We start from the raw sequence: 22,226 nt of genomic DNA, 5'->3' as shown, positions 1-22,226 counted from the left end.
TACAACTAGTATTAATTTCTTTTGTCTTCACCCCAAAGTAGTTTACTTCTGAGGGTTTTAAAAAAGCTTTCTTCTGTAATTTCAACCATATTTATTTGAAAAGGAGTTTTTTTAATGGTTAAAATAGAATTGTTGTCTAGAGTTGCTATACGAGAATCTAAAGAAACGAGGTATTGGTCTTCGCGTCCAGAAACCTTTAATTTTATTATAGTATCATCAGGAATTACAAGTGGTCTTGCGTTTAAATTGTGTGGCGCAATAGGCGTAATGACTAGTCCTTTTACTGCTGGAGTTAAAATTGGTCCGCCACAACTTAAAGAATATCCAGTTGGTCCTGTTGGAGTTGAAATTATTAATCCGTCAGCCCAATATGAATTTAAGTATTCGTCATTTAGGTACGTTTCTATAGTTATCATAGATGTAGTATCTTTTCTACTCACAGTTACTTCATTCATTGCGAAGTTCAATTCATTTATTTGGTCGTTATCTGGAGAGCAAGATAAGCTTAAAAGTGTCCTTTTAGAAATGGTATATTTTTTTTCTAGAACTAATTGAAGGAATATTTCAATATTTTCTTTTTGAACCTTAGCTAAAAAACCCAGTCTTCCTGCATTTATTCCAATTATTGGAACGCCAGAATCTCGAATATATGTTGCCGCACGTAAAATGGTTCCGTCGCCACCAATACTTACCAATATATCAAAACTAGAATCTAAACATTTGTAACTATTAAATGTTTTATATTCTTTTTTTACTATTTCATTTTCGTATAATATTTTTAAAAAATCCTCCTCAATTATCATTTCAACATTATTGGCGTTAAAGAACACAAAGATATCACGAATAATAGGTCGTGTGTCATTTTGATAATATTGTCCGAAGATGGCTACTTTCATAATTAATTATATAACTAGTTAATTTTGATAATTTCTCAATACTAGATTTTTTCTAATTTACAAATAAACGAATAGGTGCCTTTATTAAATGTTTAAGTATTTGTCCAAATATTCTGATCGTTCTTTCAAGTTATTTAAATAGTTGTCTTCATTATGTTCGGAAATAATTTCATAATTGTACCTTCTAAAGGTTTGAATGATATCATTTAAACTTCCAACAGCAATTTTTATAGTTATTTGAAGTTTTAAAGCATCAGCCTCAGAAACAAAAAGTCCTAATAATTTGCCGTTATTGCTTTCTACTATTTGAGCTATTTGACTCATTGAATAGTCAACTAAATTTTTTTCTACTACAATGATGCCGCCTTGTTCTTTTAAAAATGGTGTTTCATGAAAAAATTTCACAATATCTTCAAGTTCATAATATCCCAAATATAAATTGTTTTCGTCTAGAACGGGAACAATATTAGAATGGTTTTTGGCAAATACTTCTAAAACATCAAGCCAAATCATGTTCTTTCTAGCAAAAAAACCTTCTAAAGTATATTTATAATCGGCAATTTTTTTATCAGTATCAAATGTTTCAACATCATCTGCAGCAATGCATCCTATGTAAATTCCTTCATTTAAAACAGAAAAATGTGAAAAAGAAACATCTACAAAAAAATCTTGCACTTTAGCAATAGTTTCCTGACTATCAATAGCCTTATAGTCGTTTGTGATATAGTTTGTAATTTCTGTCATAGCAATAATTCAATATTCGTTGCAAAATAATCAAATTTTAGAACATAATTCCTTATTTTAACTTTGTATTTTTGTAGAAATTAATTCAAAACACATGTTGCATTTTTTCAAATAATAGTTTTTTTGAAAATTTGTATAATTTGAAGACAAAGAAATTATGACAAAGTTAAGTGTAAATATCAACAAAATAGCAACTTTAAGAAATGCACGTGGCGGAAATGTGCCCAATTTATTACAATTTGCTTCGGATATCCAAAAATTTGGAGGACAAGGAATTACAATACATCCGCGTCCAGACGAACGACATATTCGCTATCAAGATGCACGCGATTTAAAAAAAGTTGTCTATACCGAGTTCAATATAGAAGGTAATCCGCTACACAATTTTATTGATTTGGTTTTAGAATGTAAGCCAGAGCAAGTTACTTTGGTGCCAGATGCTGTTGGTGCAATTACTTCCTCTGCTGGTTGGGATACTATAAAAAATCAATCTTATTTAACCGAAGTTATTCAAGAGTTTCAACGAAACGGAATTAGAACTTCAATATTTGTAGATCCAATTCTTGGTATGGTTGAAGGAGCAAAAGCTACAGGAACAGACAGAATTGAATTGTACACCGAAGAGTTTGCATATCAATACAGTTTGGGAAATCAAAACGGAATAGAACCTTATACTAAAGCTGCAATTTTTGCAAACGAATTAAGTTTAGGAATAAATGCGGGTCATGATTTAAGTTTAGACAATATTAAATTTTTTAAAGAAAATATTCCGGGATTGTTAGAGGTTTCTATTGGTCATGCGCTAATATCTGAAGCATTGTATTTAGGCTTAGATAATGTTGTAAATATGTATTTGCAAAAATTGAAATAATAAAATTATGTTATACTCAAGAGTTGAAGGACAAGGAAAGCCATTATTAATTATTCATGGATTTCTTGGAATGTCTGACAATTGGAAGTCATTTGGTTCACTTTATGCTTCCGAAGGTTTTCAAACGCACATGTTAGATTTGAGAAATCACGGAAAAAGCTTTCATTCGGATGATTTTAGTTACGATGTTATGTCGCAAGATGTTTTAGAATATTGTAGAACAAATAATTTAGATACAGTTTCTATTATAGGTCATTCTATGGGCGGAAAAGTCGCTATGTTATTTGCAACTACTTATCCAGACATGGTAGAAAAGCTTGTTGTTGCTGATATTGGACCTAAATATTATACACCACATCATCAAGATATTTTTGCTGGATTGAATACTATAGATTTTTCAACCAAACCAACCCGAACAGAAGTCGAAGAAACTTTGTTTCCATACATTCCCGATTTTGGAACAAGACAATTCCTGATGAAAAACTTGTATTGGGTAGAACCAGGTCAATTAGATTTTAGATTTAATCTTAAAGTTTTTAATGAAAAAATGGACGTCATTGGAACTGCTTTACCACAAGGAGCTTTTTTTGAAAAACCTACCTTATTTATTAGAGGAGGAAATTCTAAATATATAGTAGATTCAGATTTGCCCGAAATAAAAAAACATTTTCCCAATATTGAGTTGGCCACAATTCCTAATGTTGGGCATTGGCTTCATGCCGAAAACCCAAAGTTGTTTTTTGAGATAACAATTAGCTTTTTAAAATAAAAAAATCCTTTTCAAATCAATGAAAAGGATTTTATTTGAAAATTTAGTTATTTTCTAGTTAGCTTTTAATAAATTTCTTAACGGCTTTACCAGAATCTGATGTGATATTCATAAAATAAATACCTGCGTTTAATTCAGAAACGTTGATTTGGACTTCAGATAAATTATCAACTTCTAAGTTTTTAATAATTCTACCATTAATGTCAGTAACTGTAATATTAGACACACTAGTAGCTTGAGCATTTCTTAGGTTAATTATATCCTTAACTGGATTTGGAAAAGTAGAAAATTTAGAAGAAATAACATCATTCAACCCTAAAGTTCCAGAAACCACAACGTCATCAACAGATACTGAATCTGCATCATTGCCTACATATTGAAATCTTACCATAACATTTGCTTGTCCAACATAAGGCGTAAGGTCTAAAGTTATTGCTAATGTTGCATAATCTGCAAAAACGCCTTCGTCTTCTTCTACCCATAAAGTTGTCCAACTTGTTCCACCATTAATTGAAACTTTAGCAAATAAATCACCACTTGGAAAAGGAGAAACCATATATTCATATCCAATTTTAGTGTTGAAAGCAAAACTAGCATCTGTATATCCAACTAAACTAAAAGAAGGACTTGTTAAATGCGCATCATTGTCTTGAGCAATCCATCCAATTGCAGCAGATTTTCCTCCAGTAATATTGAAAGTTGTCTGTCCAGTTGCATTGAAAACGTCTGTCGTAAATCCCCATGGCCTTGTAGATACGCCTGTTGCTGTAGTCCATCCTGTTGGAGGGAAAGTAGTCCCTTGAAAGGTTTCGGACAAAGCCGTTTGAGCGCTAGCACTCAGTCCACCAGCTAATAAAACAGAAAGTAAAAGTTTTTTCATCGTTTTTTTTTTTTAGTTAATAACAACAAATATAAAGATAATTTTAATCGAAACAATTTTTTTAATATTTTTATAACTTAATCTTAAATATTTTATATGAAACTTCTTTTAAGAATACTAATCACAGCACTACTAGTTATGGCTATTTCTTATCTCATGAAAGGTATAGTGGTCGATCAATTTACAACAGCTTTAACCGTTGCAATTGTTCTAGGATTACTAAACTTTTTTGTAAAGCCAGTGCTGGTTTTGTTAACATTACCAGTAACTTTTTTTACCCTCGGATTGTTTTTGTTAGTAATAAATGCAGTAATAATAATGCTTTGCGATCATTTTGTTGATGGTTTCGATGTGAGTTCTTTCTGGACAGCTTTGTTCTTTAGTGTTATTTTATCACTTTCACAATCATTGGTTTATCAACTTACAGGCGAATCAAAATAATACTTTAAAAATCAATAAAATAAAATTGGTTGGGTTGCAGAAATGTTATAATTTTGCAACCCAATTTTATTATGTAAATTATTATCAAAGATGGATATTAAAAGAGTTGCAATTGATGCAGTAAATGAAGTAATTGTACTTACCGTTCCGCACATGGATTATAAAGGTCAAGTAGCTAAAAGAATAAATGAAAAAATGCCATTGGCAACTGTAAAAGGTTTCCGTAAAGGTGCCGTGCCAAAAGCATTGGTAGAAAAACAATATGGTGCTGCTATAAAAGTTGAAGAAGTAAAAAAAGTAGTAGATCTAGCGCTTGAGCGTTTTTTACAGTCAGAAAGAATCAACCTTCTTGGAACACCACTTCCTAAAGTAAACCCTGATTTTTCTTGGGATGCAGAAGAACTAACTTTTGAATACGAAATTGGTTTAGCACCAAATTTTGAAATTGATCTTGACGCAAAAAGCGATGTTGTAAAATATCAAATCATTGCCGATGACACCATGTTAAACGCACAAATTGCAAGAATTCAAAAACAATATGGTGCAGTAGTTTCTAAAGATGTTGTTGCAGAAGGAAATGATGTTTCTGGAACTTTTGTAAACGAGACTGCAGCAATCAATAACCGTTCAACTATAGATTTAGAAGAACTTGCTGATGAAAATGTTGCAAAATCATTCATTGGTAAAAAAGTTGGAGACGTGATCACATTGAATACCAAAGGTTTGTTTCACGATGCTCACAAATTGATGGATTACCTTGCAGTTTCTCATGACGATGTTCACGATTTAGATGTAGAAGTGACATTTACAATTGACGAAGTTGTAGCACATGATCCAGCAGAATTAAACCAAGAATTATTCGATAAATTGTTCGGACCAGGAAATGTAAATTCAGTAGAAGAGTTAAAAGCAAAAATCAAAGAAGATGCCGAAAAACATTTTGCTACACAAGCAGATCAAAAATTAATGGCAGACGTTCAAGATTTCCTAATCGAAAACAATAAATTCGACTTACCTAAAGAATTCCTAGTAAAATGGTTGCAAACTGTAGGTGATAAAAAATTATCTCCACAAGAAGCAGAAGTAGAATACAGCCGTTCAGAAAAAGGATTGCGTTTTCAATTAATCGAAGGTAAAGCTTTGGCTCAAAGTAATATCCAAGTAAATTTTGAAGATTTAAAATCATTTACTTCAGTTTCAATTCGTCAACAAATGGCACAATTCGGGCAAACAAATCCAACGGATGCTGAAGTAGAATCAATCGTGGCTCGAGTTTTGTCTAACCAAGACGAAGTAAAAAGATTATCAGAGCAAGTTGTAGCCGACAAAATGTTGAAATTATTTGTAGAAAAAGCAAATCCAACAACTAAAGAAGTTACTTATGAGCAATTTGTAGCAGCAATGTACAACGAATAAATTATAAAATAATTAGTATATTTGAGCGTCAGAAATGTTTATTTTTGACGCTCAATTTTTTTAGAAACCAATCCAGCTATACGTTTCAAGTTTTCTTGTTTCTAACCATTTTTGTAAGCCACAAAAAGAGCTTCCTTTGGTCGCTTTTTTGCAACAACAAAAATTGGTTTTCAACTGCCAAAAGCTTTTCACTGCTATCTGGGCTAAATCAACAGACAGTTTGTCACATAAAATAAAAGGTACGACCTTTGCATTAGTATAAAAAAATATAAGTTTTAGTCCAACAACTTTAAACTTTTAAGCATATAAACCTTTTAAACTAAAATTTAAAATGAACTACGGAAAAGAATTTAAAAAATTTGCTACCAAACACCAAGGTGTAAACGCAATGTATTATGACAAAATTGTTGGCGCAATGACTCCAACAAACATGACTCCTTATATTATTGAAGAACGTCAATTGAATATTTCACAACTAGACGTTTTTTCTAGATTAATGATGGACAGAATCATCTTTCTTGGAACAGGAATTGACGATCAAATTGCCAATATCGTTCAAGCACAATTACTGTTTTTAGAAAGTGCGGATGCATCTAAAGACATTCAAATTTACCTAAATTCTCCAGGCGGAAGCGTTTATGCAGGATTAGGAATTTATGACACAATGCAATACATCAAGCCAGATGTAGCAACAATTTGTACAGGAATGGCAGCTTCAATGGGAGCAGTTTTACTTTGTGCTGGCGCGGCAGGAAAACGTTCGGCTTTGCCACATTCTCGTGTAATGATTCACCAACCTTCTGGTGGCGCACAAGGTGTTGCAACTGATATGGAAATCAACTTGCGTGAAATGTTGAAATTGAAAGATGAATTGTATAACATTATTTCGCACCATTCAGGACAAACATTTGACAAAGTGCACAAAGATTCAGAACGCGATTATTGGATGATTGCCGACGAAGCAAAAGAATACGGAATGATTGATGAAGTTTTAAGAAGATAAATTTAAGTCGAAAGTCAAAAGTCAAAAGTCAAAAGCACCGCTACGACTTTAAGACTTTTGACTTTAAGACTTTTGACTATAAAAAATGGCAAAAGAAAAATTAGAATGTTCCTTCTGCGGAAGAAAAAAACCAGAAACCAATTTATTAATTGCTGGTATTGACGCACACATTTGCGACCGCTGTATCGAACAAGCTCACGGAATTATTTTAGAAGAACTAAAAACCAATTCCAATGTGAAAATTGCTACCGATTTAGTTTTGCGCAAGCCAAAAGAAATCAGAGCATTCCTTGATGAATATGTAATTGGTCAAGACCAAACCAAAAAAGTAATGTCTGTGGCAGTTTACAATCACTACAAAAGATTGATGCAACAAAGCTCGAATGATGATGTAGAAATTGAAAAATCAAACATCATTATGGTTGGACAAACTGGAACTGGAAAAACATTGGTAGCCAAAACTATCGCTAGAATGCTAGACGTTCCATTAGCAATTGTTGACGCAACAGTGCTTACCGAAGCTGGTTATGTTGGTGAAGATGTAGAAAGTATTTTAACACGACTGCTTCAAGCTGCAGATTACGATGTTACTAAAGCTGAACGCGGAATAGTTTTCATTGACGAAATTGATAAAATTGCTCGTAAAAGCGACAATCCATCAATAACGCGTGATGTTTCGGGTGAAGGTGTACAACAAGCATTACTAAAATTATTGGAAGGAACGGTTGTAAATGTCCCACCAAAAGGAGGAAGAAAACATCCAGACCAGAAGTTTGTTGAGGTAAACACGCAAAACATTTTGTTTATTGCTGGTGGTGCTTTTGACGGAATTGAACGTATTATTTCAAAACGTTTAAACCGTCAAGCTGTTGGTTATACAACTTCAAAAAACACCGATAATATCGACAAGGAAAATTTGCTGCAATACATTATTCCAAAAGACATTAAAGATTTCGGATTGATTCCAGAAATTATTGGTCGTTTGCCAGTATTGACACACATGGATCCATTGGATAGAGAAACATTACGTTCTATTTTAACCGAACCTAAGAATGCGTTAATCAAACAATACAAAAAGCTTTTCGAAATGGACGAAGTAAAGTTCACTATTGACAATGAAGCTTTAGATTATATTGTTGACAAAGCGTTAGAATACAAATTAGGTGCGCGTGGATTGCGTTCGTTATGCGAAGCTATTTTAACCGATGCAATGTATGATTTGCCAAGTTCAAGCGAAAAAGAACTTCACATTGACAGAGCTTACACCGAAGATACTTTAAATAAAAATTTATTGAAACGATTGGAAATTGCTTCTTAAATAAAAACAAAAAATCCCGAGTTAATCGGGATTTTTTGTTTTTAAAAATGAAATTTTATTTCACCATTCCTCCACCACTTTTTACTTTTTCGGTTTCAATTGTAGTGTTTTCATTTTGTAATTTTAAGTTTCCAAAATTGTAAGTTAATGATATTCTAAAGTTTCTTGAGTCATTTTTCTCATAAAATTTAGTTTCCAAATTTGTTGATGAAACTATTGCATTTACTTCATTTTGATTGAAAGCATCAAACAAGTGTATTCCTAATTTTAGTTTTTTATTCATAAAATCCTTGTTCAAAGAAATATCAAACTGTTGTATTGGTTTTGTAATTTTATAAATTTCCCAAACTCCACCAGAGGGAAGAATAAAATAAGTCATGCTGCTTTTAATATCCCAAGGTAGCATAATTTGGGCTTGTGCTGCATAGTTCCAAACTGGTTTTGCTTTGAATGAAAAATTATAACCTTCGGTTAGATTCTTGATGTAGTTTATGTTCAAGAAAATGTAATTCATCTTGTCGATGTTGTTCATTCGTTTTTTAAATTCTTCTTTCCCTTTAAAGAAATAATCTAAAGGAATTGGAAAATTAGCATAAACACTCATCGTTTTAAAACGGTCAAATTGTTGGAAGGTTTGCGTACTTACCAATTCTCCTGGATTGGCATTAAAGATGAATAAATTATGGTCCTTTGCAACAGTATAATTTCCTCCAAGTTGCACAAATTGCATAGCCGTAACTTTCAATTCATAATTGTCATAAAACGAAGGATTCAACAATAAATTTCCGCTTGACGAATTGTATTGGTCAAAATTTCCACCATTTGGATCTAAAACACCGTAACTTGGTTGTGATATTTTTCTAGAATAAGAAGCACTAATATTTACATTGTCTGTAACTTCATATAATGCACTTACATTTGGAAATAAATTTTTGTTTTTAAAATTAATATCCGTTCTATTGTTGTCAACAATTCCTGTTCTGTCCACATTAAAATCTTCATAGCGCAGTCCAACCGTAAGATTAAACTTCTTGATTTTTTGTCTAGCCTCGGCATAAAATGCCAAATTAGTTTCTTTATAATCAAAGTCAATTACTTGGTTTGTAGGCGAATTAAAATTGTAATTTCCTGTATTGTTTACTTTAATAGTGTTGAATTTTCCACCAGTATTTATCGATAATTTTAATTTCTCAAACGGAATTGCAAAATCATATTTCAAGTAATAATTTAGCAATCCAAAGTCATTTTTAAAGTTGTTGTAGCTAGAAGTATTGTTTTCAAATGCATTTGACTTAGAATTTGGATTTCTGTCAAAAACATTTGTAAAAGCCACAACATCAAGCGTTCTTCCTATAGTGTCTAGTTTGGTTTTATATTGCAAACTTAGCTCATGGTTGCTGCTTTTTGTTTTAGAAATCCCAGAATTTAAATAATCCGAAATTTCAGAACCAGTTGTTGCTGCATTAAAAACGTCTCTATCGTTACTGTAAGTTGAATTATAATTGAACAATAAATTAGATTTATCACTCAGTTTGTAATTGGTTCCAAGACGCATGTAGAAATTTCTGTTGGTTGTTACCGTCAATTTCTGTTGGTCAATATATTTATCAGGATCAAAAGAAGTAAAGGTTTGTCCGTTTTTGGAACGTTGCTCTCTGTCAATATAATTATAACCCATCATGGTTTGCCAGCTTAGTTTTTTTGTTTTTCCATTCAATAAAATCTGCGGACTAGGTTTTTGATATTTATTAAAATTATAATTGATGTTGAAACTTGCGTTGATGCCTTTTAATCGTTTAGAACTTGTTACTAAATTAATTACAGAACCACTTGCATTGGCATCAAATGCTGCTCCAGGATTATAGATTAACTCTACTTTTTCTATTACATTTGCAGGCAATGACGATAAATAATTTTCTAAATCACTTCCGCTTAAAGTACTTGGTGAACCGTCAATATAGATGGCAACTCCTTTTCCGTTTAGCGTTAATCCACCAGTTGGTGCAGCAATAACTCCAGGTAGTTTTTTTACAGCATCATAAGCAGTTCCGGTACTTAACATAGCGTTGTCTTTAATAGCAACTGTTGTTTTGTCCGATTCTACTTTGATGAATTTCTTTTGTGTCTTAATAGTTACTTCGTCAAGTGTAGTAACTTTTTTCTTTACAGTGTCATTTTCAGTTTTTGTTTCTTGTGCAAATAAACTAGTTGTCAAAAGAAATACTGATGCTAAGAATAATGATTTCATTGCGATTGATTTGATTGATGATTTATCATAAGACTTTTATCAGCAATAAATGTTACAACGAAAAAGGAATTTATTTTGCTTTTTTATAATTTACAATAAAAACGCCGCCAATAATTAACGATGCTGCAATGATAATTCTACTTGTAATTACTTCATCTAGAATTAACCAGCCTAAGAATAATGCTACGACAACATTTACATAGGATAAAACAGAAACTTTAGTAGATGGCAATTGCGAAATCAAATAACTATAGGCAACATAACCCACAACCGAACCAAATAATGCCAAATAAACTATAGCTAAAATACTTCGTAACGACCAATTTTCTGTTGAAATTGTTGGCGTAATTGCAAATTGAATTGATGTCAAAATCACTCCAGCAATAATCATTTGAACACTTACACTCATTAGCATTGTCAACGAGTTTGTACTTCCTTTTTTAGTAATTATAGTTCCAATGGACCACATTAAAACGGCAATTAAAATAGCAAAAACACCTTGTCGATACTCAGGATTTAATAAATCGGAAAGGCTGTTTTGGTAAATTAAGAATATTCCAAACATGCCTAGCAAAATTCCGAGAATGGTTTTTATAGAAAGTTTTTCGTTACCCAAGATTAAATTTAAAACCAATACAAAAAACGGAGATAGTGTTGAAATTAAAGATGCCAATCCGCTAGTGATGTATTTTTCAGAATAGGTTGTCAATCCGTTGGCTAAAACAATCATCATAAACGCCAAAATAGAGGCACGCAACAGTTGACGCGGATTTATTGGCTCCAATTTCCGTTGGAACAATAGATAAAAGAAAATGATAAATCCAGACAGTAAATTTCGAATTCCAGCCACTAAAAATGGAGGAATAGTTTCAATTCCAATGCGAATACCCAAGAAAGTTGTTCCCCAAAAAAAGGCAACGCAAAATAAAGAAACGTATAATTTTGTTTTCAAAAAAAGTTGAGGTTTTAAGAAGTTCTTTTATTAGAATTTTCTTTTTTAATGGAATTTTCTACACAGCGTTTTCCATAACATTTCATTCTTCTTGGTCCGCAGGAAATTAAGAAAATTGCAATTAGCAGAAATAGGATTATTTTTTTCATTTCTAGATTTTATCTGAATTTATAGTCGTCTGCATCCCAATCAACTGTTCCAAATAATCACGTTCGTTAGACAATCTCGGAATTTTATGTTGTCCGCCCAATTTGTCTTGCTCTTTTAACCAATCATAAAATAAATTTTCTCTTGCAACATTTATTTTTAATTGACTCAATGTCATGTTGTTATAACGTTTGGCTTCGTAGTCAGAATTTACTGTTTGCAAAGTTTCATCCAATACTTTTTGAAATTGCGCAATATCTTCGGGATGTTTCTTGAATTCTATCATCCATTCGTGTGCGCCTTTTTCCTTGTTTTTCATAAATATAGGAGCAACCGAATAATCTTTAACTTCACAGTGTAAAGCAGAACAAGTTTTGGCAATGGCTAAATCGGTGTTTTCAACCATTAATTCTTCACCAAAAACATTAATGTGATGTTTGGTTCTTCCCGAAACTCTAATCCTGTAAGGTTTTAACGAAGTAAATCGAACTGTGTCGCCAATCATATAACGCCATAATCCTGAATTAGTTGTAATTACAATGGCGTAATTTTTAAACAATTCAACATCTGCCAATCGGATGATTTTTTGATTTGAAGTTCCAAAAGTATCCATCGGAATAAATTCGTAGAAAATTCCGTAATCCAACATCAACAATAAATCATTAGAATAATTCAAATCTTGAATGGCAAAAAATCCTTCAGATGCATTGTAGATTTCATAATATTTGAAATCAGTATTTGGCAGAATTTTTTGGTATTGTTCTCTGTAAGGTTCAAAATTTACGCCACCATGAAAATAAACTTCGAGATTGGGCCACAATTCCATCAAATTAGAATTGTTAGTTTCGGTCAAAATTCTATTCAGTAAAACCAACATCCATGAAGGAACTCCAGCAAAACTGGTAACATTTTCGGTTTTAGTTTCATTAATTATTGCAGTCAATTTGGTTTCCCATTCGCTCATTAACGAAACTTTATTGCTTGGTGTGCTACTAAATTCGGCCCACATAGGCATATTTTCAATTAAAATGGCCGACAAATCGCCAAACGAAGTATTGTTGTTTTCATAAATTTGAGAACTTCCTCCAAGACGCAAACTCTTACCCAGAAACATATCGGAATTTTCGTTGTTATTCAAGTACATACACAACAAATCTTTGCTTCCTTTATAATGGCAATCCTCTAATGCTTCGCTACTTACAGGTATAAATTTACTTTTGGAATTGGTAGTGCCGCTCGATTTGGCAAACCATTTTATAGGTGTGTTCCAAAAAACATTTTGTGCGCCTTTTCTAGTAAGTTCTATCATTGGTTCCAATTCTTCGTAGGTAGAAACAGGAACGCGATCGGTAAAAGTTTTGTAATTTCTAATCGATTCAAAATCGTATTTTTTGCCAACAACTGTTTCTTCACAATTGCGAATTAAATTCATAAGCAACTCATCCTGAACTTCATTAGGGTATTTTAAAAACAACTCAATCTGATGAATGCGCTGTTTTAAAACCCAAGTAGCAATAGAATTAATTATAGGAAAAGGCATATAAAGGTACGATTTACTAAGTTTGAAATATGAAGTTTGAAATTAGAATATTAACTTTACCAAAAATAACAAATTTTGTTGAACTAGAAACTTTAAACCTGAAACTTTAAATAAATGATTTACGAAGGCGTTCTTACCAAAATGCAAACCGAATATTCCAATCCAATTCAATATTACTTGGTTTTTGAGAATAGTTTTTTAAACATGAATCAATTATTGGATAAAACATTAGAAATTAATTTTCTGGGTTACCAATGTTTAAATTGCGGTAAAAAGAAGAAAATCTTCCGTCAAGGATTTTGTTACGATTGTTTTATGAGCAGTGCATCTGCTGGTGATTGGATTATGAAACCTGAATTATCTACTGCGCATTTAGACATTGAAGACAGAGATTTAGAGTATGAAAAAAAGGTGCAATTGCAACCGCATATTGTTTATTTGGCTTTATCAAGCGAAGTAAAAGTTGGTGTAACTAGAAAAACGCAAGTACCAACACGTTGGATTGATCAAGGTGCGGTTCAAGCCATTCCGATTGTGGAAGTTCCAAACAGGTATTTAGCCGGAATTACAGAAGTTGCTTTGAAAAATCATTTTGCAGATAAAACCAATTGGCAAAAAATGCTAAAAAACGACTATCTTCCTGTTGATTTAATCAAAGAACGTGCAAGTTTAAAATATTTAATTCCGAAGGAAGTGCAAGATTATTTTCATCCGGAGAAAGATGATTTGTATGATTTACATTTTCCAGTTTTGGAATATCCAAAGAAAGTTTCGAGTTTAAATCTTGATAAACTACCAAATTTCACAGGAAAATTAAAAGGAATAAAAGGACAGTATTTAATTTTTGAAGACGGAACTGTTTTTAACGTAAGAACTTTTGAAGGTTACGTTGTTAAGATTAGTTTGTAAAAAAAGCGCTTTCAAATTCTGAAAGCGCTTTTTAGTTATGGCGTTGTAGTTTCTTTTGGCTTTTCTTTTTTCTTTAACCAGCCATTAAGTAAATCTTTTGCTTTAGTTTTTACTTCTTCTTTGGTTGCAGGAACGCTCGTTTTTGTTGTGTCACCAGGTTTTTTGTTCTTGTTAATCAAGTTTTCTAGCTCTGTTTTTCCTTTACCAATTAGTTGTTCTTTTTGTTGTTTAACCAAATTAGTAACTAATGTTGTTGTCGCAGCTTTTAAATCGGTAGTGATTTTTGGTTGTGAAAACGATCCTCCAATAATTGCATTAACTGGAATGTTATCCAATTTTGCTGCGTTTGCCGGAGTTAATTTTGCAATTAAAGCATTGGCTTCTGTACCAAGATATTTTGCAGGAACATCCAATTTCAAATTGTAATTCATCAATTGGTCAAATCCATGTGTACCGCTTACAGTTGCTTTTATGTCTTGGTATTTTATATCAAATGGTTTTACATTTACTTTTCCGTCTTTAAACGATATTGCTGCTTTTATATCATTTAAATTTAGTTTTTTCATGTCTAAAAATTTGATATTACTTGTCAAAGCTGTCAATAAAGTTGAATTGCTAGAATTGACTGTAGTAGAAAGTAATTGACCTAATAAATCACCAGAAAGTGTTTTTAAGTCGGGTGTCATTTCATTGGCATCAAGATTTCCAGAAAGTTTTATAGTCGAATTTAATTTTCCGTTGATGATTCCAGCAATTGGAGCAATTTTTTTCAACATATCCAATTGTGTAAACGATTGTGCAATGTCAACTTGATTTAGATTCAAATTCATATTGAATTTTGGTGTTTCTTCTTTGGTAGAAACCATTCCGTTTACGCCAATTTGACCTCCAAAAATATTGGTTTTTACATTTTCTAAAGTTACCGCTTGGTCTTTTACAATTAATTTTCCTGTAACATCTTTCAACGTTAAATTATCATACAATACTGTATTTGCTTTTGCTGTAAGTGAGCAATTTAAGAAAGCAGGAATTTTCATTGCTTCTGTTTTTGCTTTAGCTTCTGTTTTTGTTGGTTCGGCAGTTGTCATAAAATCGTCAACTGCTAATTGATTAGAATTTAAGTTGAAATTTCCTTTTAGTTCTTGATTTCTGAATACAAATCCGTAGAAATTTTCTAAAACTCCAGTTACACTTAAATCACTTTTTCCTGTTGTAGCTTTAAATTCTTGCAAATTCACTCTGCTTGGATTGAACTGAACCAAAGCAGTACTTATGTTCATTGCTTTTCCGTTTTCATCAACATATTTAAAACCAGACAAACTCATAGTTCCTGCATTATTGATGTTTTCATATTGACTTTTCTCTACCGATGCCATGTCGAATTTTGTAGTCACATCGGCTTTTAAAATACCAGAAAGTGGTTTTTCTAATTTAATAGGATAAGCTTTAGAAAGATTTCCTAAATTGATTGTTCCTTTTAAAGCGGCATCAACTAATGCATTTGTTGCTACGTTTTTAATAGTTGCTTTAGCACTAAAAACATCTTGATCAATAGAAAATGAAAGCTTGTCTAAATTTACATAAGTGTCATTCATCACACCAGTTTCATTAATGATTTTAGTGTCAATAACAATGTTTTTAACCGATTTTGGTAAATTTGGATATTGAAAAGAGGCATTGTTAGAAGCAATTGCAATATTAAATTTTGGAACAGTAGTGTCAGAAAGCAATCCTTTTGCAAAACCTACAACAGTAAAATCGCCAGAAGTTTTTACATTGTCTAAACTGCTTGAATAAGCCGAAGGAATTAATCCTAAGAAGTTCTTGAATGATGAAGTTGGAGTTTTAAATTTTAAATCATATTGTTGTCCAGCATCAACCATTTGAAGGAATCCATCAAATTCTAATGGCAATTCATTGATTTTTGCCTTGTTTTCTTTGAAAGTATATTTGCTATTTTTTAAATCAATTCCTAAAATAGCGTCTAATGAAATGGCTACTTTATTCATATAATTCATTTTATCCATATTCAATGAAACTTTAGCGGTAGTCTTAGTAGTAAGGTCCAAAACATCGTTAGCAAAATCGCCAGTTCCAGAATGATTGATGCTGTCTAAAACCATCGAAATTTTTGAAGATTCATCATAATATTTGAACTTGAAATTTTCTACTTCATATTCTTTTATTTTAAAAGCTAAAGGTTTGCTTTTGCCATCGTCGGGCTTTTTCTCTGCATTTTTTAAAGCAATATCATAATTTCCAACTCCGTCTTTATTGAAAATAATATTAATTAAACCATTTTTAGAAGAAAGACCTTCAATATTCATTGGTTCATCGTCGCTATTAAAAAGTTCCATTACAGACATTTTTAAATTTAGCTCGTCAAACGAAACTAAAGTGTCTCCAGCAAAAGGTGCTTTGTTGATGATAGACAGTTTTTCAATAGAAACATTGGCGCTCGGAAAACTTTTAAACAAACTTAAATCGGCATCTTTAAAAGCAACAGTTGCATCAACATTTTCATTTATGGATTTTGCAATTTTTGCCTTAATTTGATCTTCAAATAAATAAGGAATAGCAAAGGCTGCAACTACAAGTAGCAACAAAACAATACCTATTATTTTTAAAATTTTCTTTACCATGTTGTTTCTTTTAATATGATTTTCTCTAAATAGCACGCTCACTTCTTAGTTTTAACTACAAATTTAGTGTTTTATAACAGTTAAGATTTGTAAAATTTTCATAAAATGTTGTATAAATTCAACTATGTAGAAATCATTTTACAAAAAAAATCCGCCTCGTTTTTCAACAAGACGGATATAAACAACTAACCCAATTGTTTTTAATTTATTTTTAATTCATAAGCCATTCTTGCTTGAACGCCTTTTTGAGTTGTCATAACTTTAATACGTTGAAGCATTTCGTAGTTTTTCTCGCCAATCTCTTCTTTAATCATGCTTTCTTTGCTTTGTGCTAGTCCAAATTGTGCTAGGACATCGCCAAAATCTTTTTCAAATTCAGGGTAATCTTGAGTTCTGTATTTAGATGTTTTTCCAAGTTTTGCAGCTTCAATAATTGCTTCGTCCATTCCTCCAATTTTATCTACCAAACCAATTTTTAAAGCATCTTGTCCACTCCAAACTCTTCCTTGTCCAATGGCGTCAACTTGCTCAAATGTTAATTTTCTTCCAGCCGAAACTCGGTTTACAAATGTGCTGTAAATATGTTCAACACCTTCTTGAGCAAAGGCTCTATAATTATCATCCAATGGTTTAAAAGGACTGTAACCCGAAGCATTGGTATGTGTTCTAACTTGTTCAATATCCAAGCCAATTTTTTCGGCTGCAACGGTAAAGTTTGGCAATATCCCGAAAACTCCAATAGAACCAGTTATTGTATTGGCTTCTGCAAAAATTTCATTAGCATTGCAAGCAATATAGTATCCGCCAGATGCTGCATAATTACCCATAGAAACAACAATTGGTTTTACTTTTTTGGTCAATTCTATTTCTCTCCAAATTAGTTCAGATGTTAAAGCATTTCCACCAGGACTATCTATTCTAAGTACAATTGCTTTTACGTTTTTATCTTTTCTTGCTTCTTGTAATGAACGGCGCATTGAACCTTCGCCAATAACATTTACATCGCCTTCACCACTTGCAATTTCTCCTTGTGCATAAATGATGGCAATTTTATCTTTAGCTTCAAAGTTGATGCTTGATGTAGCTATTTTATCAGCATAATCTGCAATGGAAACTTTGTTGTAATCTTCGTCTTGATCTACTTTTAATGCTTTTCTAATGTCGTTGTGATACACATCTTCATAAGCAATTTTGTCAATTAATCTTTCAGATTTTGCCATTTCTGGTGTTCTGGCTAAAAGTCCATCAGCAATTTGATTTAATCGTTCAACAGAAATTTTTCTGCTTTTAGCAACTTCTGTTACTACTGAATTCCACAGCGAGTTTAGTAAGGCTGTAGTTTGCTCTCTATTGGCATCACTCATTTTATTTTCAAGGAATGGTTCAACGGCACTTTTATATTTGCCATGGCGAATTACCTCCATCTTTAGACCTGATTTTTCTTGGAAATCTTTGAAAAACATTATTTCTGCCGACAAACCTTTAAATTCTAATTCACCAATTGGATTGATGTAAATAGTATTGGCAACAGAATTTAAATAATAATCTTTTTGCGAATAAACATCGGCATAAGAATAAATAAATTTACCCGATTTTTTAAAATCCTCCAATTGATCACGGAGTGCTTTTGTTTGGGCAATCCCAAGATTTGAAACATTATTTAGTATTGAAATACCTTTAATATCATCGTCGGTTTTTGCATATTCAATAGCTTTTAAGACATCAGATAAACCGTCGTGTTGCGCTTTAAAATAATCAAAATCTTTAAAATTTACTTTTCCAGCATAATCATAATTGATTTTTGACAAATCTAATTCAATCACTGAATTATTTTTTACTTTAACAGTTTCTTCTCCACTTCCCAGCAATGCTCCAATAAGTAGTAATCCGAAAAAGCAAATCATGCAAAAAACAAATATTCCAACTATTGTGGCTAATACGTTTCCTAAAAATTTCATAGTAATATCATTTTCTTAATTAGTAGTGTTTAAAGGTAATTTGTTACAAACCATTGACTTATTTCTAAAATAAAAATAGTTATCAACAGAAGGCACAAATATACTTCAATTCTGAAATTCTTTTAGTTATTTTGCGAGATATGAATAAGCAACATCAAGTCATACTTTCTTTAGGTAGTAATCAGGGCAATCGCCTTGAAAACATTGAGCAATGTATAGATTTGTTGCACAATGAAGTAGGGACAATTGTCAAAGTTTCGTCTCTTTACGAATCTGATTCTTGGGGTTTTGAAAGCGATTCTTTTTATAATTGCGCAGTTTTAGTACACACGCACAAAAATTCGCAAAAGGTTTTAAAAAGCATTTTAAAAGCCGAAAAGAAACTAGGTAGAATTAGAAATGATAGTGGTGATTATCAAGCGCGAATTATTGATTTAGATATTGTAGCTTTTGATGATGAAATTATTGAAAGTGACTCATTACAAGTGCCACATAAATTTTTGCACGAACGTCTCTTTGTTTTGCTTCCAATGAAGGAAATTGTATCCGATTGGATCCATCCGATTTTTCAAAAAAGCATTTCAGATTTAATTTCAAATTGTGATGATAAAGGGAAATGCCTAAAAATTTCTCCATTGCAATCGCCTCTGAATAAAATCAAATTGGATACGTTCAATTATATTGCTGTTGAAGGAAATATTGGCGCAGGAAAAACAACTTTGGTTTATAAAATAGCTGAAGATTTTAATGCTAAAACTGTCTTAGAACGATTTGCGGACAATCCTTTTTTACCCAAATTTTATAAAGATCAAAACCGCTATGCTTTTCCGTTAGAAATGTCTTTCTTGGCCGATAGATACCAGCAAATTTCTGATGATTTGGCACAATTTGATTTGTTTAAAGATTTTATTGTTGCCGATTATCATATTTTTAAATCACTCATTTTTGCCAAAGTAACTCTTGCCGAAGATGAATATAGATTGTACAAAACACTTTTTGACATCATTTATAAAGAAATGCCAAAACCCGATTTGTATGTTTATTTGTATCAAAATACCGAGCGATTACTTCAGAACATTAAAAGAAGAGGTCGAAGTTATGAGCAAGAAATTCCAGCCGAATATTTAGAAAAAATAAATAATGGTTATCTTGATTATATCAAAACTCAGAAAGATTTAAACGTTTTAATTATTGATGTTTCCGAATTGGATTTTCTTAAAAATCAAGAAGATTATGTGTACGTTTTAAATGAAATTCAGAAAAAAATAAATTAACGCTTCATCGAGAAATGTCCTTTAACTTCAGGTGAATTTTCATCAATTTTAAAAACGTACCAATAATCGTCAGAAGTTAAAAGTTTTCCGTTTAAAGTTCCATCCCAAGCATATTTTAAAGCGCTTAACTTTATAATTGCTTTTCCAAATCGATCAAAAATTTTCACTTCGGCTTTCGGATAATAAATTAATCCTTTAATAATCCAATAATCATTAATTCCATCGTTATTAGGTGTAAAAAATTCAGGAATTGTGATGACTATAAAGTGCAATTGGTCATCGCCACAGTTGAATTTTTCTCTAACAAAAGCAGTATAAAGTCCGCCATCTGCAACTGTAAAAACATTAGAATCTTGATAGATTATTCCGTCAATAGAATATTCGAAATCGCCAAATCCAGAAATTAGTATCGTAGCCAAATTGCCAACAACCACAACTTCTTGAATTTGCGGAATGTTATGTTCAATAACTGTAATTGTTTTTGTCTTTGAACAAAGTTGTGGCGCTAATGATGTAACTGTAACATTGTAAATTCCTGGAGTTGTAACAACGATGTTAGGAGTAGTTTCTGTTGTTGACCATAAATAAGTTGCGTTTGAAACCCCAGTATCAAGTATTATCGTACTGTTTTCGCAGAGTATTTTAGTCTCATCAGCTACAGTAGGAAGCGGAAAAACATAAACGTTTACCGGAATTCTAGAAGCAGAAAGGCAACCATTATTATTTCCTTCTACATAATAAGTAGTGTCTTGAGTAAGTAGTGGCGTAGTAAAATTTAGACCAGTTGCTACAGGAATTGTGCTAGTTGATGAAGAATACCAATTAATAATTCCTATAGAAGTCGAAGCTGTCAATAGTGCCGAAGCAGTACTGCAAATTGAAACTGAACTTGTTGCAGCAATAATTGGAGTATTGTTTATTGTTGCCGTTACTGCAGTTCTAGTTCCTGTAGTGCATCCAGCAGGAAATACATCTGCATAATAAGTTGTTGTTGATGTTAGAATTGGAGTTGTAAAACTAGTTCCGTTTGCAATAGATGTTCCTCCAGTTGCATTGGTATACCAATTTATGGTTCCAATAGTAGCAGTGGCTTGTAAAGTTACACTGCCAGAATTACAAATTGTTGCTCCAGATGATGATGTTATAGAAGGAATTGTAATTGTTGTACTTGTAGAAATTTGAATTGTAGGATCACCAGGCATTCCGCCATATTCAACAATATATCCTTTTGGTTGGTAATCACCACTAGAATTTCCTGTATTTGAAATGTCGTTCCATGAGCCGGGAATTCCTACTCCTGGTGCAGTTACATGAGTATAGTCTTCATCATTCAGGTTGTTAGGTTCGCCAGTATTCCAAAAAGTAAAAGTCATAATTGTACCAGCTTCTGGTCCAGTCATCCATTTCCAAACTCCTTCTGTTTGCTCATCGCTACCACCTATCCATCCAGCTCCAGCAGCTTGTGCTCCAGAAAGTTGTGCTTCGTCGGATGCTGTTATTGTTGCTAAATAGCCTTGAATTCCATAATAAAAATTGGTTGGTGCTGCAATTTTGGCATTATTCCAAGTTATACCAATATTGGGTATGTATTGATAATAATGGCCATTAGAAGGTAAGTAATTAGCTTGGCCAATAGAAATAGAAAATGTTTTTGTGCCAGTTGGATATGTAGTATTGTTAGAATATTCAATGTCTTTTATTGCGGCAACCAAAGCTATATAAGTGGGTTGACCTGCAATTCCAGTGAGAGTTAGTTTTCCTGTGCTCGTATTCCACGAACTAACTATTGTGGGATGAAAACCTGTTAAAGTTAAAAGATCTTGTCCTATTTGATAACCAGACGATATTTGAACATAAACGGCGTCAACACCAGCATCATCTGGATCAACAATAGTCATGTTGGTTACAATTTTCATGGAACTTCCGGGACAATAAATTTGATTTCCTGAAGCAGTTAAAATAGGAGCAACATTAGACGATTGTGCATAAACAAAAAACTGTACAAAGATTGTTAGTAGAAGTATGGTTTTATTTATGGGGTAATTTTTCATTTTTTTAAAGCATTTTATTTCATTATCGATTTATTTTTTGAAATAAATCCCAAACAACTATTCCGGCACTAACAGAAATATTTAAGGAATGTTTGGTTCCAAGTTGCGGAATTTCTATACAACCATCACAAATTTTAATTGCATCTTGTGAAACACCGTAAACTTCA

General features: G+C 32.2%; 19 protein-coding genes. 8 read left to right on the top strand and 11 right to left on the bottom strand.

From position 1 onward, the window contains the following. Window positions 1-11 precede the first annotated feature (11 nt). Both ACH2CG_RS05475 and ACH2CG_RS05470 read right to left on the bottom strand, forming a co-directional pair. The gene (locus ACH2CG_RS05475; RefSeq protein WP_395063002.1) at window positions 12-896 is read right to left on the bottom strand and encodes an NAD kinase; all 885 of its coding nucleotides are present in this window, start codon (window positions 894-896) and stop codon (window positions 12-14) included. A gap of 84 nt (window positions 897-980) precedes the next feature. Continuing rightward, complete coding sequence (locus tag ACH2CG_RS05470) at window positions 981-1,640, bottom strand: CBS domain-containing protein (RefSeq protein ID WP_395063000.1); 660 nt, start codon at window positions 1,638-1,640, stop codon at window positions 981-983. A 157-nt stretch (window positions 1,641-1,797) separates the two neighbouring features. On the opposite strand from ACH2CG_RS05470, the gene ACH2CG_RS05465 reads away from it, so the two are divergent. Together ACH2CG_RS05465 and ACH2CG_RS05460 are read left to right on the top strand one after the other, a co-directional pair. Next, window positions 1,798-2,511, top strand: coding sequence for a pyridoxine 5'-phosphate synthase (locus ACH2CG_RS05465; RefSeq protein ID WP_395062998.1), 714 nt, complete (start codon window positions 1,798-1,800; stop codon window positions 2,509-2,511). A gap of 7 nt (window positions 2,512-2,518) precedes the next feature. Continuing rightward, entirely contained in the window at window positions 2,519-3,280 is a 762-nt protein-coding gene (locus ACH2CG_RS05460) for an alpha/beta fold hydrolase (RefSeq protein ID WP_395062996.1), read from the top strand. A gap of 58 nt (window positions 3,281-3,338) precedes the next feature. On the opposite strand, the gene ACH2CG_RS05455 is transcribed toward ACH2CG_RS05460, so the two are convergent. Beyond that, on the bottom strand, window positions 3,339-4,160 hold the full coding sequence (locus ACH2CG_RS05455) for a T9SS type A sorting domain-containing protein (RefSeq protein ID WP_395062994.1): 822 nt from the start codon (window positions 4,158-4,160) through the stop codon (window positions 3,339-3,341). Window positions 4,161-4,256: 96 nt separating this feature from the next. Here ACH2CG_RS05455 and ACH2CG_RS05450 point away from each other — a divergent pair, with 96 nt between their 5' ends. The 4 genes from ACH2CG_RS05450 (at window position 4,257) to clpX (ending at window position 8,338) form a co-directional block, all read left to right on the top strand. After that, window positions 4,257-4,601, top strand: coding sequence for a phage holin family protein (locus ACH2CG_RS05450; RefSeq protein WP_395062992.1), 345 nt, complete (start codon window positions 4,257-4,259; stop codon window positions 4,599-4,601). Window positions 4,602-4,691: 90 nt separating this feature from the next. Beyond that, window positions 4,692-6,017 carry a trigger factor gene (locus ACH2CG_RS05445; protein WP_395062990.1) on the top strand — a complete coding sequence of 442 codons (1,326 nt, stop codon included), beginning with the start codon at window positions 4,692-4,694 and terminating at the stop codon, window positions 6,015-6,017. Between the two features lie 331 nt (window positions 6,018-6,348). Next, a complete protein-coding gene (clpP, locus tag ACH2CG_RS05440) occupies window positions 6,349-7,020 on the top strand; it encodes an ATP-dependent Clp endopeptidase proteolytic subunit ClpP (RefSeq protein ID WP_395062988.1) in 672 nt (223 codons plus the stop codon). Between the two features lie 85 nt (window positions 7,021-7,105). Then, window positions 7,106-8,338 (top strand): ATP-dependent Clp protease ATP-binding subunit ClpX, encoded by a 1,233-nt coding sequence (gene clpX / locus ACH2CG_RS05435; RefSeq protein WP_395062986.1) that lies wholly within the window; start codon window positions 7,106-7,108, stop codon window positions 8,336-8,338. A 55-nt stretch (window positions 8,339-8,393) separates the two neighbouring features. Here clpX and ACH2CG_RS05430 read toward each other — a convergent pair whose 3' ends face one another. The 4 genes from ACH2CG_RS05430 to ACH2CG_RS05415 form a co-directional block, all read right to left on the bottom strand. Beyond that, window positions 8,394-10,586 carry a TonB-dependent receptor domain-containing protein gene (locus ACH2CG_RS05430; RefSeq protein WP_395062984.1) on the bottom strand — a complete coding sequence of 731 codons (2,193 nt, stop codon included), beginning with the start codon at window positions 10,584-10,586 and terminating at the stop codon, window positions 8,394-8,396. 70 nt (window positions 10,587-10,656) lie between these two features. Further along, the gene (locus ACH2CG_RS05425; protein WP_395062982.1) at window positions 10,657-11,538 is read right to left on the bottom strand and encodes a DMT family transporter; all 882 of its coding nucleotides are present in this window, start codon (window positions 11,536-11,538) and stop codon (window positions 10,657-10,659) included. A gap of 14 nt (window positions 11,539-11,552) precedes the next feature. Further along, the gene (locus tag ACH2CG_RS05420; protein ID WP_395062980.1) at window positions 11,553-11,687 is read right to left on the bottom strand and encodes a hypothetical protein; all 135 of its coding nucleotides are present in this window, start codon (window positions 11,685-11,687) and stop codon (window positions 11,553-11,555) included. 2 nt (window positions 11,688-11,689) lie between these two features. After that, entirely contained in the window at window positions 11,690-13,225 is a 1,536-nt protein-coding gene (locus ACH2CG_RS05415) for a GH3 auxin-responsive promoter family protein (protein ID WP_395062978.1), read from the bottom strand. A gap of 114 nt (window positions 13,226-13,339) precedes the next feature. Here ACH2CG_RS05415 and ACH2CG_RS05410 point away from each other — a divergent pair, with 114 nt between their 5' ends. Beyond that, window positions 13,340-14,134 (top strand): DUF2797 domain-containing protein, encoded by a 795-nt coding sequence (locus ACH2CG_RS05410; protein WP_395062976.1) that lies wholly within the window; start codon window positions 13,340-13,342, stop codon window positions 14,132-14,134. A 35-nt stretch (window positions 14,135-14,169) separates the two neighbouring features. On the opposite strand, the gene ACH2CG_RS05405 is transcribed toward ACH2CG_RS05410, so the two are convergent. Then, on the bottom strand, window positions 14,170-16,776 hold the full coding sequence (locus ACH2CG_RS05405; protein WP_395062974.1) for an AsmA-like C-terminal region-containing protein: 2,607 nt from the start codon (window positions 16,774-16,776) through the stop codon (window positions 14,170-14,172). Window positions 16,777-16,976: 200 nt separating this feature from the next. Continuing rightward, window positions 16,977-18,734 (bottom strand): signal peptide peptidase SppA, encoded by a 1,758-nt coding sequence (sppA, locus tag ACH2CG_RS05400; protein WP_395062972.1) that lies wholly within the window; start codon window positions 18,732-18,734, stop codon window positions 16,977-16,979. A 140-nt stretch (window positions 18,735-18,874) separates the two neighbouring features. Between sppA and folK the strand changes: the two genes are divergently transcribed. After that, window positions 18,875-20,008 (top strand): 2-amino-4-hydroxy-6-hydroxymethyldihydropteridine diphosphokinase, encoded by a 1,134-nt coding sequence (gene folK / locus ACH2CG_RS05395; RefSeq protein ID WP_395062970.1) that lies wholly within the window; start codon window positions 18,875-18,877, stop codon window positions 20,006-20,008. On the opposite strand, the gene ACH2CG_RS05390 is transcribed toward folK, so the two are convergent. Together ACH2CG_RS05390 and ACH2CG_RS05385 are read right to left on the bottom strand one after the other, a co-directional pair. Next, window positions 20,005-22,059, bottom strand: coding sequence for a T9SS type B sorting domain-containing protein (locus tag ACH2CG_RS05390; RefSeq protein WP_395062968.1), 2,055 nt, complete (start codon window positions 22,057-22,059; stop codon window positions 20,005-20,007). The two genes, folK and ACH2CG_RS05390, sit on opposite strands and share 4 nt — an antisense overlap. Window positions 22,060-22,081: 22 nt before the next feature. Then, the coding region (locus ACH2CG_RS05385; RefSeq protein WP_395063053.1) for a TrmH family RNA methyltransferase at window positions 22,082-22,226 on the bottom strand (145 nt) is incomplete at its 5' end.

The sequence above is a fragment of the Flavobacterium sp. genome (assembly GCF_043778725.1).
Lineage (GTDB): Bacteria > Bacteroidota > Bacteroidia > Flavobacteriales > Flavobacteriaceae > Flavobacterium.
The sequence above is the reverse complement of the archived record's forward strand: the minus strand, read 5'-3'. Positions and strand labels throughout refer to the sequence as shown.

What these genes read in the sequence shown, in the direction of transcription:
- ACH2CG_RS05475 (WP_395063002.1), bottom strand. Translation starts at nt 896, where the DNA reads ATGAAAGTAGCCATCTTCGGACAATATTATCAAAATGACACACGACCT.
- ACH2CG_RS05470 (WP_395063000.1), bottom strand. Translation starts at nt 1,640, where the DNA reads ATGACAGAAATTACAAACTATATCACAAACGACTATAAGGCTATTGAT.
- ACH2CG_RS05465 (WP_395062998.1), top strand. Translation starts at nt 1,798, where the DNA reads ATGACAAAGTTAAGTGTAAATATCAACAAAATAGCAACTTTAAGAAAT.
- ACH2CG_RS05460 (WP_395062996.1), top strand. Translation starts at nt 2,519, where the DNA reads ATGTTATACTCAAGAGTTGAAGGACAAGGAAAGCCATTATTAATTATT.
- ACH2CG_RS05455 (WP_395062994.1), bottom strand. Translation starts at nt 4,160, where the DNA reads ATGAAAAAACTTTTACTTTCTGTTTTATTAGCTGGTGGACTGAGTGCT.
- ACH2CG_RS05450 (WP_395062992.1), top strand. Translation starts at nt 4,257, where the DNA reads ATGAAACTTCTTTTAAGAATACTAATCACAGCACTACTAGTTATGGCT.
- ACH2CG_RS05445 (WP_395062990.1), top strand. Translation starts at nt 4,692, where the DNA reads ATGGATATTAAAAGAGTTGCAATTGATGCAGTAAATGAAGTAATTGTA.
- clpP (WP_395062988.1), top strand. Translation starts at nt 6,349, where the DNA reads ATGAACTACGGAAAAGAATTTAAAAAATTTGCTACCAAACACCAAGGT.
- clpX (WP_395062986.1), top strand. Translation starts at nt 7,106, where the DNA reads ATGGCAAAAGAAAAATTAGAATGTTCCTTCTGCGGAAGAAAAAAACCA.
- ACH2CG_RS05430 (WP_395062984.1), bottom strand. Translation starts at nt 10,586, where the DNA reads ATGAAATCATTATTCTTAGCATCAGTATTTCTTTTGACAACTAGTTTA.
- ACH2CG_RS05420 (WP_395062980.1), bottom strand. Translation starts at nt 11,687, where the DNA reads ATGAAAAAAATAATCCTATTTCTGCTAATTGCAATTTTCTTAATTTCC.
- ACH2CG_RS05415 (WP_395062978.1), bottom strand. Translation starts at nt 13,225, where the DNA reads ATGCCTTTTCCTATAATTAATTCTATTGCTACTTGGGTTTTAAAACAG.
- ACH2CG_RS05410 (WP_395062976.1), top strand. Translation starts at nt 13,340, where the DNA reads ATGATTTACGAAGGCGTTCTTACCAAAATGCAAACCGAATATTCCAAT.
- ACH2CG_RS05405 (WP_395062974.1), bottom strand. Translation starts at nt 16,776, where the DNA reads ATGGTAAAGAAAATTTTAAAAATAATAGGTATTGTTTTGTTGCTACTT.
- sppA (WP_395062972.1), bottom strand. Translation starts at nt 18,734, where the DNA reads ATGAAATTTTTAGGAAACGTATTAGCCACAATAGTTGGAATATTTGTT.
- folK (WP_395062970.1), top strand. Translation starts at nt 18,875, where the DNA reads ATGAATAAGCAACATCAAGTCATACTTTCTTTAGGTAGTAATCAGGGC.
- ACH2CG_RS05390 (WP_395062968.1), bottom strand. Translation starts at nt 22,059, where the DNA reads ATGAAAAATTACCCCATAAATAAAACCATACTTCTACTAACAATCTTT.